At 38.1% G+C, this 15,860-nt stretch carries 11 protein-coding genes; 10 read left to right on the top strand and 1 reads right to left on the bottom strand.

What is annotated here, in order from left to right:
* Positions 1-19: 19 nt before the first annotated feature.
* From CD31_RS01410 to ssuE, 4 genes are all read left to right on the top strand, one after another.
* The gene (locus CD31_RS01410; protein WP_016993453.1) at positions 20-595 is read left to right on the top strand and encodes an RloB family protein; all 576 of its coding nucleotides are present in this window, start codon (positions 20-22) and stop codon (positions 593-595) included.
* A 126-nt stretch (positions 596-721) separates the two neighbouring features.
* The gene (locus CD31_RS01405) at positions 722-2,803 is read left to right on the top strand and encodes a catalase (protein ID WP_052125292.1); all 2,082 of its coding nucleotides are present in this window, start codon (positions 722-724) and stop codon (positions 2,801-2,803) included.
* A gap of 197 nt (positions 2,804-3,000) precedes the next feature.
* Positions 3,001-4,338, top strand: a complete 1,338-nt coding sequence (gene lpdA / locus CD31_RS01400) for a dihydrolipoyl dehydrogenase (protein ID WP_036075206.1) — start codon at positions 3,001-3,003, stop codon at positions 4,336-4,338.
* 167 nt (positions 4,339-4,505) lie between these two features.
* Positions 4,506-5,039, top strand: a complete 534-nt coding sequence (ssuE, locus tag CD31_RS01395; protein WP_036075203.1) for an NADPH-dependent FMN reductase — start codon at positions 4,506-4,508, stop codon at positions 5,037-5,039.
* A gap of 45 nt (positions 5,040-5,084) precedes the next feature.
* Here ssuE and CD31_RS23455 read toward each other — a convergent pair whose 3' ends face one another.
* Complete coding sequence (locus tag CD31_RS23455) at positions 5,085-5,240, bottom strand: hypothetical protein (RefSeq protein ID WP_167334351.1); 156 nt, start codon at positions 5,238-5,240, stop codon at positions 5,085-5,087.
* Between the two features lie 212 nt (positions 5,241-5,452).
* Between CD31_RS23455 and CD31_RS01390 the strand changes: the two genes are divergently transcribed.
* The 6 genes from CD31_RS01390 (at position 5,453) to CD31_RS01365 (ending at position 15,773) form a co-directional block, all read left to right on the top strand.
* Positions 5,453-6,841 (top strand): aldehyde dehydrogenase, encoded by a 1,389-nt coding sequence (locus tag CD31_RS01390; RefSeq protein ID WP_036075200.1) that lies wholly within the window; start codon positions 5,453-5,455, stop codon positions 6,839-6,841.
* Positions 6,842-7,158: 317 nt separating this feature from the next.
* Entirely contained in the window at positions 7,159-8,625 is a 1,467-nt protein-coding gene (locus CD31_RS01385) for a UDP-N-acetylmuramoyl-L-alanyl-D-glutamate--2,6-diaminopimelate ligase (protein ID WP_016994940.1), read from the top strand.
* A 135-nt stretch (positions 8,626-8,760) separates the two neighbouring features.
* On the top strand, positions 8,761-10,338 hold the full coding sequence (locus tag CD31_RS01380; RefSeq protein ID WP_016994939.1) for a peptide chain release factor 3: 1,578 nt from the start codon (positions 8,761-8,763) through the stop codon (positions 10,336-10,338).
* Between the two features lie 195 nt (positions 10,339-10,533).
* Complete coding sequence (locus CD31_RS01375) at positions 10,534-13,587, top strand: efflux RND transporter permease subunit (protein ID WP_036075197.1); 3,054 nt, start codon at positions 10,534-10,536, stop codon at positions 13,585-13,587.
* Between the two features lie 19 nt (positions 13,588-13,606).
* Positions 13,607-14,692, top strand: a complete 1,086-nt coding sequence (locus CD31_RS01370; RefSeq protein ID WP_036075194.1) for an SDR family oxidoreductase — start codon at positions 13,607-13,609, stop codon at positions 14,690-14,692.
* A 325-nt stretch (positions 14,693-15,017) separates the two neighbouring features.
* Entirely contained in the window at positions 15,018-15,773 is a 756-nt protein-coding gene (locus CD31_RS01365; protein WP_036075192.1) for a TerC family protein, read from the top strand.
* Positions 15,774-15,860: the final 87 nt, after the last annotated feature.

The following is a 15,860-nucleotide window of genomic DNA, read 5'->3' as shown; positions in this document are numbered from 1 at the left end:
AAGCGGAGGTATCTGAGCAGTGAGAGTACGTCAACAAGGGAGCCGAACACTGCGTAAAACCATTTTAATTTATTGTGAAGGTGAAACAGAACGCATCTATTTTGAACAAATGCGTATTTTAAAGCGCTCTAAGATGGTTAGCGTCAAAATAAAAAACGTTAAACGTTCAGCGATCAAACTGGCCCAACATGCTTATCGAGATTCCAGCTATCAATACTTTGATGAGGTTTGGATTGTTTTTGATAAGGATGATCTAACCGAAAAGCAATTAGAGGAAGTAAATCAATTTTGTGAGGAAAAAAATATTCATATTGCCTATACAAATGAAGCATTTGAATTGTGGTTACTCTTGCATTTTGAGGAAGTCGACAGTACAGAAAAATACCCCCGGGCTGTCCTAAATGACAAAATGGAACAGCATCTTGGTGTGAGTCGTTATTTTCGGCATAAGGCTGATGAATCCATCATAGCCCCCATTGCATTACGACATGAGGTAGCAATTAAAAATTGCACAGATATGATGGCCCTCCGAGAGACAGAGAGCCGTGACAACCCATACTGTAACATACATGAAATGATACGATACATATTTTAAAAAGGAGCAGGTTTTCTATTAACAAATAGAAGCCTGTTTTTATCTTTACATAGGGCTTTGTCTAAATGAAGGCATGTTTCTTTTTCAAAAACATATAGTGTATATGGAGCGAAATTCAGTACATGTATGAAAGGGGATTGCGTGGATAACTCAAAGTCGAATCAATCCAAAAATGTAGAAGGAAACGCAAAGGATCATCAACTTGAGCCGTTTCGTGTCGAGAATGAGGGCACGAAAATGACAACGAATCAGGGACTAAGGGTGTCCAATGATGAAGATTCGTTAAAGGCAGGTGTTCGTGGCCCGACAATTATGGAGGATTTTCATCTTAGAGAAAAAATCACCCATTTTGATCATGAGCGTATTCCAGAGCGTGTTGTACATGCCAGAGGTTTTGCAGCACATGGCGAGTTTGAACTATATGAATCCATGTCAGAGTATACGAAGGCGAAATTTTTACAGGACCCGAAAAAGAAAACACCGGTGTTTGTCAGATTTTCGACAGTGGTAGGGAGCTTAGGTTCGATGGACACAGCTCGTGATGTACGTGGGTTTGCAACGAAATTTTATACGGATGAGGGGAACTATGATTTAGTCGGTAATAATATCCCTGTCTTTTTTATTCAGGATGCCATTAAATTTCCCGATTTGATTCATGCCGTAAAGCCTGAGCCACACAATGATATGCCACAAGCAGCCTCAGCTCATGATACGTTTTGGGATTTTGTAGCGAATAACCAAGAGATTGCTCATATGATTATGTGGCATATGTCTGATCGAACAATTCCTAGAAGCTTTCGTATGATGGAGGGCTTCGGTGTGCATACGTTCCGTTTCGTCAATGACAAAGGTAGATCAAGATTTGTTAAATTCCATTGGAAGCCTGTGTTAGGAGTGCATTCTCTTGTGTGGGATGAAGCTCAAATAATTGCAGGGAAGGATCCCGATTTTCAACGTAGAGATTTATGGGAAGCCATCGAAATTGGAGATTATCCAGAGTTTGAGTTAGGTATACAAATACTAGAACCTGAGGATGAATTTAAATTTGATTTTGATATTTTAGATGCGACAAAGCTATGGCCAGAGGAGCTAGTGCCTGTAAAGAAAATTGGAAAGATGACCTTAAATCGCAATGTGGATAATGTCTTTGCTGAAACAGAGCAAGTTGCCTTCCATCCAGGTAATGTTGTACCTGGCATAGATTTTACGAATGATCCTCTACTACAAGGTCGATTGTTTTCCTATTTAGATACACAATTGATTCGCTTAGGTGGACCAAATTTTGCAGAAATCCCTATTAATCGCCCGATTTGCCCAGTGCATAACAATCAACGTAATGGCTTTAGTCGACAGACCATTAATTTAGGCAGGGTAAGCTATCATAAAAATTCATTAGCAAATAATACACCAGCTACTTCTACTGCAAAAGAAGGCGGTTATGTTCATTATGAAGAAAAGGTTGAGGGACGAATCACAAGAGCACGTAGTAAATCCTTTGACGATCACTTTTCACAAGCAAGGCTCTTTTGGAACAGCATGTCTCCACCCGAAAAACAACACATTATCGATGCCTTTAGCTTCGAAGTGGGAAAAGTGAAAAGTAAATCTGTTCGTCAGCAAGTAGTAGATATGTTTGTTCATGTGGATAAAGTAATGGCTACAACAGTGGCAGACAATGTTGGCGTTAATCGACCTAATGGCGAACAGTCTAAGGTAACGGCCTCTTCACCTGCACTGAGTCAAGCTAATACCGTTAAATTGCCTTATACGCTGAAAGTAGGTGTCTTAATTGGTGATGGCTTTGATGCAAATGAAGTCGGGGAAGTATTGAAATATTTGACAAGACAAGGTGTGCGCTACAGCATCATCTCTGATCGACTAGGTGTTGTGACAGGGAATAATGGTGTGCAATTAACAGCAACTGACACATTTATTACAACCGATGCTGTATTATTTGACTCATTATATGTTGTTGGAGTAAAGGCAAGTAATCAGGCCAAATTTAATACTTATATCGTGAATTATATAAATGAAGCATATCGTCACTTTAAGCCCATAGGATTTGCTGCAACTGGCACAACCTTCTTCAATATGTCGAATGCCAATGTAGGACCAGGCATCGTTTTAGCTACAGGTAACAAAGATTTTCCGAAAAAATTTGTAGCCGCCATTGCCCAGCAACGATTTTGGCAACGAAATATTTATTAAACACTCAATGATTGTCGAATACTCGAGAAAGAGAAACAAATACCCGAGAGCAGGTCAATACCTGTGAAAGAAAACTGAATGCTCACAAAATGTAAACAAGTATATCAAAGGGCCTTTCATTGTATGGAAGGCTTTTACTATGTCTGTCATTGCATTCAAAATTTGCAAATGATATGGTGGTACATGAGGTGAAAATTATGGAAAATTTTGATATTACTATTATTGGAGCGGGACCAGGTGGCTATGTGGCTGCCATACATGCAGCCAAGAATGGCAAAAAAGTAGCGCTAATCGAACGAGATAAATTGGGTGGAGCCTGCTATAATGTTGGCTGCATTCCGTCAAAGATTTTATTGGAGCATAGTAAACTTGTGCAGGAAATAAAAAGAGGGAATAGCTGGGGAATAGAAGTGCCTAAAGTAGAAATTAATTTTCCTCGACTAATGCAACGAAAAGATACGATTATTCATGAACTAATAACAAACATTGAGCATGATATTGCCAGCAATCATATTACTTTATATCGTGGTGAAGCTTCAGTCGTAAAGGATTTAACGATAACGATCGGGAATGAGACGATAAAGTCATCACATATTATTTTAGCGACTGGTAGTAAACCATTTGTTCCACAATTTGAAGGATTAGAGACATCTACCTACTATACGACGGACACCTTTTTCGATATAGACAAGCTTCCAGACCAGTTAACGATTATTGGCGGGGGCGTAATTGCAATTGAAATGGCGTTTAGTTTAGCACCACTTGGTACAAAGGTAACAGTACTTAATCATAGCGAGGATATTTTACAAACGGAAGAGGCTGAAGCAAGACCGCTGATTCGAGAAAAGATGAAGAAACTGGGTATTGATCTTGTGACAGATTTTCAATTTGAAAAATTTGAAGGTAATACCATTCATACATCTAAAGGATCTTATACATATGAAAACCTATTATTTGCAACTGGACGTCGTCCCAATATCGAAATTGCTACGCAATTAGAATTAGCTCTTGATGGTCGATTAATCGCTGTCAATGAGCATTTTGAAACAAGCTTGCCAAATATTTATGCGATTGGTGACTTAGTGGGTGGTTATCAACTTGCACATGCTGCCAGTGCAGAGGGAATATATGTTGTCGATTATATAGTAGGCAATCAACCAATACCAATTGATCAAACATGCATTCCACGTTGTGTTTATACACATCCTGAAATTGCCACTTTTGGTTTACTAGAAGAGCAAGTCAAATCACCGTTCATTGTAACGAAAATGCCACTACAAACAAATGCAAAGGCATTAATGGAGGGGAATACCGAAGGCTTTGTGAAGCTAATTTCATCCAAGGATAATGGGCAAATTTTAGGTGCTTGTGTAGTAGCTGATGGTGCAACAGAAATGCTTAATGCACTATTAGCAACAAAAAATGTCGGCGGTACAGCTCAATCACTTGCACATATGATTTTTCCACATCCTACTGTATCAGAGCATATTGGTGATGTAGCAAAAGCTGTATTTGGGAAAGCAATCCACCAATGATAAAAAGCTGTTGACATTCAAGAAATTTATGTTAAATTAATTTTATAAGAATACTAGGTATTTAAGTTAACTAGACATCTAGAGGCTTCTATTTTACAAAACGATTATCCGTCGAATTGTAGAATAGGGGCCTTTTTTAATAACAATTGCTAAGGGGAGTGGGTAAGATGACAAAAGCAGTCATTATTAATGGAAGTAATTCAAAAAATTCTAGAGTTACCGCCATTCATGAAAAGGTGGAGAATCATTTCATTGCACAAGGAGTAGAGGTTCACTCAAATTATGTACATGAGCTCCCAGCTACAGATTTATTAACAGCGAATTTTTCTAGTAAGGAAATACAATCTGAAAATGAGCATGTGAAGGGAGCAGATTTTATTGTCATCCTCACACCTATTTATAAAGCATCCTATACAGGTATTTTGAAAACCTACTTGGATTTACTACCCCAGAAAGCCTTGCTCGATAAGGCTATACTCCCGATTGCCGTAGGAGGGTCAATCAGCCATTTACTGGCATTGGAATATGCGCTTAAGCCAGTATTAGCTGTACTGGGAGCCACATCCATTACTAATTCTGTTTACATTGTAGATAAACAAATTATTCGTTTGGAAGAGGGTGGCTTTGCGATAGAGGAAGAGGCCATCAGTAGACTTGAAGCACAATTAGAACAATTGCGGCAAGTATTTATTGTTAATTAGAATAATAAAAACGCATTATAGGGGCATCCTATAATGCGTTATTTTTTAATTTCCTTCTGGAATTTCTTCATTCTCCACAGGTATTGTAGAGAGATATAAGAAAGCCTCATCTTGTAATAGCACTATTTTTTCTTCACAAATTCCATGCGATAATGGTCCAGAAAAAATGGACTCCCACCATGTTCCTGTTGTTGTTGTCATTCATCTACGCCCCCGTTTCGGTTTTAATATGTAGTTGTATATTTCCCGAGATGAAAAAACTAAAACATTTCATTTCACATATTGCCATTACACCCCCTTGATGTAGAAAGAGGATTTTTGCCTCTCGATGTTGTATCGTATAGACAAAGATAGTTTGTTTCAAAATGAAAAAAACTATGTATGCCATTTTAAAAAAAAGGGGTGCTTTATTGATGAATTTTACGTTACAAGATGTAGAAAATATGATTACAGAGCAACGTCAATTTTATTTTTCCCGCGCTACAAAAAGTGTGAAATTTAGAAAAGAGCAACTAAAGAAATTAAAAACTTCAATTTTGAAATATGAGAAAGAAATATTGAATGCGCTTTACTTAGACCTTCGTAAAAGTGAATTTGAAGCATATGCAACAGAAATTGGCATTGTATTAGATAGTATTTCATATATGGTAAAGCATGTAGAAGAATGGATGGAACCAGAAGCAGTCAAAACACCGATACAATATCAAATGGGCAAGAGCTTTATTGTTCGTGAGCCATATGGAGTTACATTAATAATCGGGCCTTTTAATTATCCATTCCAGCTTGTAATGGAGCCACTAATTGGTGCCATTGTTGGAGGAAACACAGCAATCGTCAAACCGTCAGAAACATCTGTACACACAGCTGCCATTGTGAAAAAAATCATTGAGGAAACGTTCCCTTCTTCATACGTACGTATTGTAGAAGGTGAAAAGGAAGAGGTTACGGCTCTTATCCATGCTTCCTTCGATTATATCTTTTTTACAGGTAGTGTAGCCGTAGGTAAAGTAGTAGCAAAAGCTGCTGCAGAACGTTTGACACCGGTTGCTTTAGAGCTTGGTGGCAAAAGTCCTGCAATTGTCGATCAAACAGCAAAATTAGAAGTAGCGGCAAAGCGGATTGTATGGGGGAAATTTACTAATACTGGACAGACATGTGTGGCCCCAGATTATCTGCTTGTACACAAAGACGTTTATGACCGGTTTATGAAAATATTAAAAGAAACAATCCGTTCGTTTTATGGCAAAAATCCTTTGAAAAGCCCTGATTACGGACGTATCGTCAATTTGAAACAATTCGATCGTTTACAGCAAATAATAGTGGAAGAACGTGATGCCATTACATATGGTGGACGAATGGATCGAGATGATTTATATATTGAACCGACAATTATCGAATATGTAAAATGGACAAGCCCTTCAATGCAGGAGGAACTATTTGGCCCTATCTTACCTGTTATGATGTATAATGATTTGCCACTTGCAATTCATCAAATTCGCCAATTACCGAAGCCTTTAGCGGCATATTTCTTTTCAGAACATGAAAAAGCAATACAATACTTTTTGGAAGAATTACCATTTGGAGGAGGATGTATTAATGATACCATCACACATGTTGGAAATTTACATTTACCATTTGGTGGTGTAGGTCCTTCAGGTGTAAAAGCATACCATGGCAAAGCGAGCTTTGAAAACTTTACTCACCCGAAATCTATCTTGAAGAAATCTTCCAAGCTGGAGACAAATGTGCTGTTCCCACCATATAAACAAAAAGTGAAAATTGTACGCTCAATTATGAAATAGCCTAACAATGGAGGTATCTTCTCATGCCTCCATTGTAACTATAAGCTTCAAATGCATAGACGATTGTTCTCTATATAAACCTTTCTCGCTATGTCGAAAAATGCCGATTGGTGATTATAAATGAAAATTTGAAGAAAACATGATTTTTTCTTCGAATGAAAGCGTTTTCGTCGAAAAAACACAAGAGAGGCATTTTATTTATCATGAAATAAGTAGTAAAATAAGTTCAATAGAACGTGGGGGATTTTGTATTGTCGTTTTTTGTCGATGATTAAGAATGATGATATGAGTGTAGAGATTGATTGGAGGACTATGAAATGTATGCAGAGGAATTGTTAAGCGCATTACCTTTGAAAAAAATAATTGGCGTGCTGCCAGATCAGGTTAGCGATATCGTAATAGATTCGAGAAGTGTGCAACCAAATAGCATGTTTGTTTGTATCAAAGGTTATACAGTAGATGGGCATGATTATGCGCAAAAGGCTGTAGATGGCGGCGCAACAATTGTTGTAACAGAGCGTGAATTACCGCTAGGAGAGACGATTGCACAAGTGATTGTGAAAGATACAGATCGTGCAGTAGGTTTACTAGCTGCAAAGTTCTTTGATTATCCTTCTAAGGACATAACAATGATTGGTGTAACAGGAACAAACGGTAAAACATCTGTAACAGGAATTATTCAAAATATAATGCATGGGATGGGCGAAAAATCGGCCTTATCCGGCACAATTGGCTTTAATTTAAATGGTATCTTATATGAATCAGCTAATACAACGAGTGATGCGTTATCAACACAACAAATGATTTTCCGTGCAAAAATGGAAGGCTGTCGATTAATGACAATGGAAGTTTCATCACACGGGTTAGCACTTGGACGTTTAGCAGGTGTTGATTATGATATCGCTATTTTTACGAATCTAACGCACGATCATCTTGATTTCCATGGTACGATGGAGGAATACGGCCATGCAAAAGGCTTATTATTTTCCCAACTTGGACAAGATTTAGAAAAAAATAAATTTGTTGTGTTGAACGCTGACGATGCTTGGTCAGAGCGTTATGCTGCAATGACACCATTTCCAGTGTGGACATATGGTTTAAAAAATGAAAAGGCTGATTTCCGCGCCATTAACTGTGAGTATCACGACTATATGACATCATTTGACGTGGAAATGCCTGAAGGAATTTATCGTGTAAAAATGAATTTGCTTGGGGAATTTAACATTTATAATGTATTGGCAGCCATGATTGCATTTTATGGTCGCGGCTATTCAATGGAGTCCATTATTGAGCAAATCGAGCAACTACCGCCCGTCAAAGGTCGTATGGAGAAAGTATGTTCAGATCTACCTGTACAAATTTTTATTGATTATGCACATACTCCAGATGCAATTGAAAAGGCGATTGAAGCAGCACAACCTTATAAAAAGGGCAAGCTGATTTTCTTAGTTGGAACAGGTGGTAATCGTGATAAATCGAAACGTCCTGCCATGGCTGAGAAAGCGTCTGCTGCGGAATATGTCATTTTAACGACAGATGATCCACGCTATGAAGACTACGATAGTATTACAGGTGACCTTGCTAAAGGTATGCTTCATGATAATTATGCTTGTATTGGAGATCGTGCAGAGGCAGTGCGCCATGCAATTGAAATTGCTGAGCCTGGTGACATGATTATTTTTGCTGGTAAAGGCCATGAGGATTACCAAATTATCGAAAATACCAAATTTCCACATAGTGATGCAGAAATTGCGATAGAAGCTGGCCGATTAAAATTCGTGTGATGAAAGCTAAATTCTTAGGAAACCCTTTTAGTAGTAACTAAAGGGTTTTCTTTTTTGAGATTTCATGTAAAAAGGTTGTACGAAAGGCAAGTCTTCTTTTATTATTATTAAGTATGAAAAAAGGAGAATGACGAGATGAATTCAAATTTAGAAAAAGATATACTATCGCGTCGTACTTTTGCCATTATCAGTCACCCTGATGCTGGGAAAACGACGATTACAGAAAAGCTTTTACTTTTTGGTGGTGCCATTCGTGATGCAGGTACAGTAAAAGGGAAAAAAACAGGTAAGTTTGCAACATCGGACTGGATGGAGATCGAAAAACAACGTGGAATTTCGGTTACTTCATCTGTCATGCAATTCGATTATAATGGCTCTCGTGTGAATATTTTGGATACCCCTGGTCACCAAGATTTCTCTGAAGACACATATCGTACATTGATGGCTGTAGATAGTGCTGTCATGGTAGTGGATGCTGCCAAAGGGATCGAGGCACAGACTTTAAAGCTATTTAAGGTTTGTAAAATGCGTGGTATTCCTATTTTTACCTTTATTAATAAGTTAGATCGACAAGGGAAAGAGCCGCTTGAATTGATTGAAGAACTTGAAGAGGTATTAGGTATCAATGCATATCCTATGAACTGGCCAATCGGTATGGGGAAAGAGTTCCTTGGTATTTATGATCGTTACAATAAACGCATTGAGCAATTCCGTACAGATGAAGCGGAACGTTTCTTACCAATAGACGACAATGGTGAGCTTGCTGTGGAGCATCCAATGAAGGTAACTTCTTATTATTCACAAGCAATGGACGATATTTTGCTTTTAGATGAAGCTGGAAATGCATATTCTGAGGAAAAAATTCGTCGTGGGGAATTAACACCTGTATTCTTTGGTTCAGCTTTAACGAACTTTGGTGTTCAAACTTTCCTTGAAACCTATTTACAATTCGCACCGACGCCGCAGCCAAGAATTACTGAAGATGAGCAGTTTATTGATCCTGTGGAGCATGATGAGTTTTCTGGTTTTATTTTCAAGATTCAGGCCAATATGAATCCTGCACACCGTGACCGTATTGCCTTTGTACGTATTGTTTCTGGTAAATTTGAACGTGGAATGAATATGACGTTATCTCGTACAGGGAAGTCATTTAAAGTCACACAATCTACACAGTTCCTTGCAGACGATCGTGAGACAGTAGATGAAGCAGTTGCTGGGGATATTATTGGTTTATACGATACAGGAACATACCAAATTGGTGACACTGTTGTAGGTGGCAAGAAAACATTCCAATTTGAAAAATTACCACAGTTTACACCCGAATTATTCGTCCGTGTAACTGCGAAGAACGTTATGAAATCAAAGCAATTCCATAAAGGGATTTTACAATTAGTACAAGAAGGTGCTATTCAATACTATAAAACGCTGCATACAGAGGAAGTGATCCTTGGAGCAGTTGGTCAATTACAATTTGAAGTATTTGAGCATCGTATGAATAATGAATATAATGTAGAAGTAAAGATGGAGCCAATTGGCTCGAAAATCGCCCGTTGGATTGAAAATGAAGAGGATGTCAAAGAATCAATGTCCTCAGGTCGATCAATGCTTGTAAAAGACCGTTTTGACAATCTTGTTTTCCTATTTGAAAATGAGTTCGCTATGCGTTGGTTTGCAGATAAAAACGAAAACATTAAACTTTATAGCCTTCTATAATCATAAAACACGAATCGACAATTTTGCGATTCGTGTTTTTTTGCAAGGAAAAATGACACTGTTTGTAGAATATATACATTATTAGGAAATATAAGTTTCCTTAGAGGTAGGATCTCAATAACGGGAGCTTATTTATAAAATAATCTCCTTTTCGGCTATCATAGAAAGGAAGAGGTAGAAAAGGAGTTTGTTGATATGAATATTAGTCATTTTTCCATTAAAAGACCTGTCTTTACGATTGTTACTATGCTTTTAGTTATCATACTAGGCGGTGTATCATTATTAAAAATACCGATTACGTTAATTCCAGAGTTAAATCCTCCTATTGGAGTGGTTGTCACCTCTTATCCTGGGGCAAGCCCGACGGAGGTAAATGAAAAGATAACGAAGCCATTAGAGGCTACACTTGCCACCTTACCTGGTATCAAAAAAATCCAGTCAACCTCACAGGAAGGCTCCAATTTAATTGTGCTTGAGTTCAACTGGTCCACGAACATGGAAGTTGTCCAACTTGATATTTTACAGCGAATTGATATGACCCCATTGCCTAATGATGCTGGCAAGCCTAGTTTTCTAAAATTTGATCCGTCTCAATTTCCCATTATTCAGCTATCTTTACGTGCAGAAAATAATCAAGTAGATGTCCGTGTATTAGCAGAGCACTTAGAGAAGGAGCTACTACGGACAGATGGTGTTGCCAGTGTGAATGTTTCTGGCAAATTGATTGAAGAAATCCAAATAACATTGGATGAAGCAAAGCTAGTTGAAGAGGGCTTGACACAGACAGATGTAATGCAAATAGTTCAAGCGAATAATGTGTCTCTTCCTGGCGAGCCTGTTTCAACAGATGATGGCAAAATGCTAACAACACGTATTGTTAGTACATTATCGTCTCCGGAAAGCATTGCCGATTTAATTGTTTCTGTGAATCCTTTAACGGGCAAATCACTAACCGTTGGTGATCTTGCAACCGTCGAGAGGACAGAACAACAATCTATTACCACAACACGTGCAAATGAGCATCCAGCAGTTCTTATGTCTGTATTACAGGAATCTGGTGCAAATACAGCAGAGGTTTCTAAGGAGTTCCAAAAGGCCTTAGAGGCTTTACTAAAGAAAGAACAGTATAAAGGAATTACAGCAGATATTTTAGTTGATCAAGGTAATTATGTGGATTTAGCGATTAGTAACATTGGCTCTTCCTTACTACTAGGTGGATTATTTGCGATGTTCATCCTTTTTGTTTTTTTACGTAGTGTAAAGAGTCCAATCATCATTGGTATTGCGATTCCTTATTCCGTTATTGTTACATTTGTTTTGATGTTTTTTGCGAATTTTTCCCTCAATATTATGACATTAGGTGCTCTGGCACTTGGGATTGGCATGCTTGTGGATAATGCCATAGTCGTTATTGAGAATATAGAAAGACATCTAGGACTAGAAAAGGATCCGATTACTGCAGCAAAGGAAGGAACAAAGGAAGTAGCCCTTGCGATTACCGCTTCCACTTTAACCACAATAGCAGTATTCATTCCTGTTATGTTCATCGAAGGATTGATTGGTCAAATTTTTACAGAGTTTGCCTTAACAATCTCGTTCAGCTTAATTGCCTCTTTGGTTGTTGCGCTAACAGTCGTTCCGATGCTAGCAAGTCGACTTTTAAAAATGAAAAACAGTAATTTTTATGTCCAACGCAGTAAATCACGATTTTATAGGCATTACAAGGCGTCAATTGTATGGGTACTAAAGCATCGAATGCTTATACTACTTTTTACAGTGGTTTGCTTTAGTCTTTCTTTGTTTGGACTGACTAGAATAGGTACTGAATTTTTACCACCTACAGATGAGGGGTTCACCTCTATAAGTGTCAATCTTGAAAAAGGTGTCGCTGTATCAGAAACAGAAAAGATTGTTAAGCAAATTGAGGAACGATTAAAACAGGAAAAAGATGTAGATGTGTATGTTAGTTTCATTGGTGGTACGCAACAATCCCAAGCACGTGGACAAACTAGTGCCAATCAAGCTGAAATGTATGTAAAACTTGTCCCACTAGCAGAAAGAAAGCGTTCCATTTTTGAATTTGTGGAAGAACTAGAACAAGATATACAGGGTGAATTTGGAGAGCAAGCTGAAATTACTTTTAATGTATCGACAGCTACAGGCTCGTCACCACACACTTTAACATTCCGCTTAACAGACTCTGATGAACAGAGGCTACAGCAAACGGTTAAGAAAGTGCAGCAGAAACTACTAGCGATTCAGCAAGTGACAAATGTTTCTACGGATTTAGATAATACTGTTCAAGAGATTCAAATTGAAGTTGATCGAGAAAAAGCAAAAGACTATGGTTTTGTTCCAGCACAAATCGCTCAAACTGTAAATCAAATGACAAAGGGTCAATTAACGTCCCAATTGATTGCTGAGGACGGGGCAGTATTACCTGTTTATACAGGCTTTGGACAGTCATTTAACACTAGTATAGATGCTTTAAAAGCTATGCAGCTTCGTTCGCCAGCAGGATTATTTGTGAAATTAGAGGACGTGGCTACGGTTTCTATGCAAGAGGGGCCAGTATCCATTCGTCGTTCTGATCAAGCAGCAGCAGTGGCATTTTTTGTAGACTATGAAACAAAGGAATCGCTGGGGGGAATTTCTGCAAAGGTAGATAAGGCATTAGAGCAAGTTAATTTACCATCAACTACTCAAGTTGTGTTCAGCGGGGATCGAGAGCTCTATGATAGTGCAATCGATGATATGCTTCTAGCTGTGATGCTAGCAATCGTGCTTGTATATATTGTGATGGCAGCTCAATTTGAGTCATTTAAATATCCGTTTGTTATCATGTTTACTGTTCCATTAATGATCATTGGTGTGGCAATCGCTATGTTCGTTACAAATACTTTAATTGGTGTAACCTCTGTTATCGGTATCTTAGTGCTAGTTGGCATAGTCGTAAATAACGGCATTGTACTAGTAGATTATATTAATCAGCAAAAGGCAATGGGCATGCCAGCTTATGAGGCAATTTTACTTGCTACCCAAGATCGGCTTCGTCCCATTTTAATGACAGCCTTAACAACTATTTTAGGGCTATTACCACTCGCACTTGGCATTGGAGAAGGGACCGAGATGAATCAGCCAATGGGGATTGCTGTTATCGGAGGGCTTGTAACCTCAACTTTACTGACGCTGTATATTGTACCGATTATTTACAGTTTAATGGATAAAGAAACAAGAAAGATGCACTAGGTTCAAGGGGGAATGGGAAATGAAGGTTCATTTTTTTACAGGTTTTCCTGGTTTCATTTCGAGTCAACTAATTCGAGCGTTATTTCAAAAGAAACAAACACAACAAGTTATTGCAATTGTGTTGGCAGGTGAAATCATAAAGGCACATAAGGAAAGAGACAAAATATTAGAGGATTTTCCTGACTGTTCGATTCGAATAGTGGAAGGCGATATAACACTACCAAACCTTGGATTAGACAATCAGAACCTCAAAGAAATTGTACCGCAAATCGAAGTGCTTTGGCATTTAGCTGCAATCTACGATTTAGCTGTGCCACGTGATATTGCATGGAAAGTAAATGTTCATGGCACAACAATGGTCAATGATTTTGTCCGTACCTTACCAAATTTACAACGCTATATGTATTTTAGCACTGCCTATGTGGCTGGTACACGAGAGGGAGTACTGCGTGAAAATGAACTGATTCGACCAAGAGCATTTAAAAACCATTATGAGGAAACCAAATATGAAGCTGAGCATCGAGTAGAAGATTTAAAATCGGAAATACCATTGACAATTATTAGACCTGGCATTGTTCGTGGCCATTCACAAACTGGTGAAACCATTAAATTTGATGGTCCTTATTTCTTTTTAAACTTAGTGGAATGTTTGAAATATTTACCTTTTATTCCGTATATTGGTCAAACTACCTCGACGATTAATGTGGTGCCAGTTGATTATATTATAAATGCTTCTACTTTCCTGGTTAGTGAACAGCATGCAGAAGGGAAGACACTTCATTTAACTGACCCTAATCCTCACCCAGTACAGGAGGTGTACCGTACAATGGTGAAACTAGTTACAAATTCTTATCCAAAAGGACGTTTACCATTTATAGTGGCAAAGCTATCATTACAGATACCTTTTATTCGAAGGAAATTAGGTGTCGAACTAGAAACATTAGATTATTTAACATGGAATGCCACATTTGATACGGCTGAAGCACATCATATTTTACAAAAAGGAGGTATTACATGCCCTGATTTTATACAAACGATGCCAAAAATGATTGAGTTTTATTTAGCACATAAGGAAGACAAGAGCTATCAAATTCAGATTAAGTAACGAAAAAAACATATAGATATTTTTGTCAGCTGTAAATGATAGTGCTATAATATTTGAAAGAAGATACCTTCGACAATTTGTCAAAGGGGAGTAGCTAACAGGCAACTAACTTTACCTGGTTTCACATCCGTCAAGACATGGTACTACCATCGGGTGTGATAGTGAATGGCTCTATACGTATGACGTGTAGATTGAAGTACCGTAAAAAGAAAGGGTACGAATTTACTTAGCGAGACCTTTGCCTGAATTAGGGCAGGGGTTTTTTTCTTTTATACTTGGATGACATGGTCATTGAGGGTATAGAGAGCTTAGAGGAGGCACTAGAATGGAAGCGATTTTATTACAATATGGCTGGGTGTTAATTGTCCTTGTAGTATTAGAGGGATTACTTGCAGCCGATAACGCGGTAGTAATGGCTGTTATGGTGAAGCATTTACCACAAGAGCAGCAAAAAAAGGCATTATTTTATGGACTATTTGGAGCATTAATATTCCGATTCTCCGCACTATTTGTTATTACAGTTTTGGTTAATTATTGGCAAATTCAAGCAGTCGGTGCTGCTTATCTATTATTTATGTCTGCGAAAAATATTTATGATTTGCGGAAACATAAGGATGAAGAAGAAGAGGCAACTGAAAATGCTGGAAAAAAAGGTTCTGGTTTCTGGTTCACCGTTCTAAAGGTAGAGGCGGCCGATATAGCATTTGCTATTGATTCGATGCTTGCAGCCGTTGCAATTGCTGTAACATTACCACACTTAGGCGAATTTGATATTGGTGGTATCAATGGCGGGCAGTTTATTGTGATGCTCCTTGGTGGATTTATTGGTGTTATTATGATGCGTTTTGCTGCGCAATGGTTTGTAAAAATATTAAATGATTACCCGTCACTTGAAACAGCAGCATTTCTTATCGTTGGCTGGGTAGGCGTGAAGCTAGTAGTCTTAACATTGGCCCATGAAAAGGTGGGAATATTGCCTAAAGAATTTCCACATTCCACGGCATGGGAGTTAACATTCTGGATTGTCCTAGTAGGTATTGCTTTTGTCGGCTATTTAGTCGGTGTAAGAAAGAAAAAATAAGTAGATGAACGTTGGAGGAATAGTTATCACTATTCCTCTCAGACTGTAGACAAACTCAATGAATTTTGAGTTTGCCTACAGTCTTTT

It is taken from the genome of Lysinibacillus boronitolerans JCM 21713 = 10a = NBRC 103108, from assembly GCF_000772935.1.
GTDB classification, from domain to species: Bacteria; Bacillota; Bacilli; order Bacillales_A; family Planococcaceae; genus Lysinibacillus; species Lysinibacillus boronitolerans.
The sequence above is the reverse complement of the archived record's forward strand: the minus strand, read 5'-3'. Positions and strand labels throughout refer to the sequence as shown.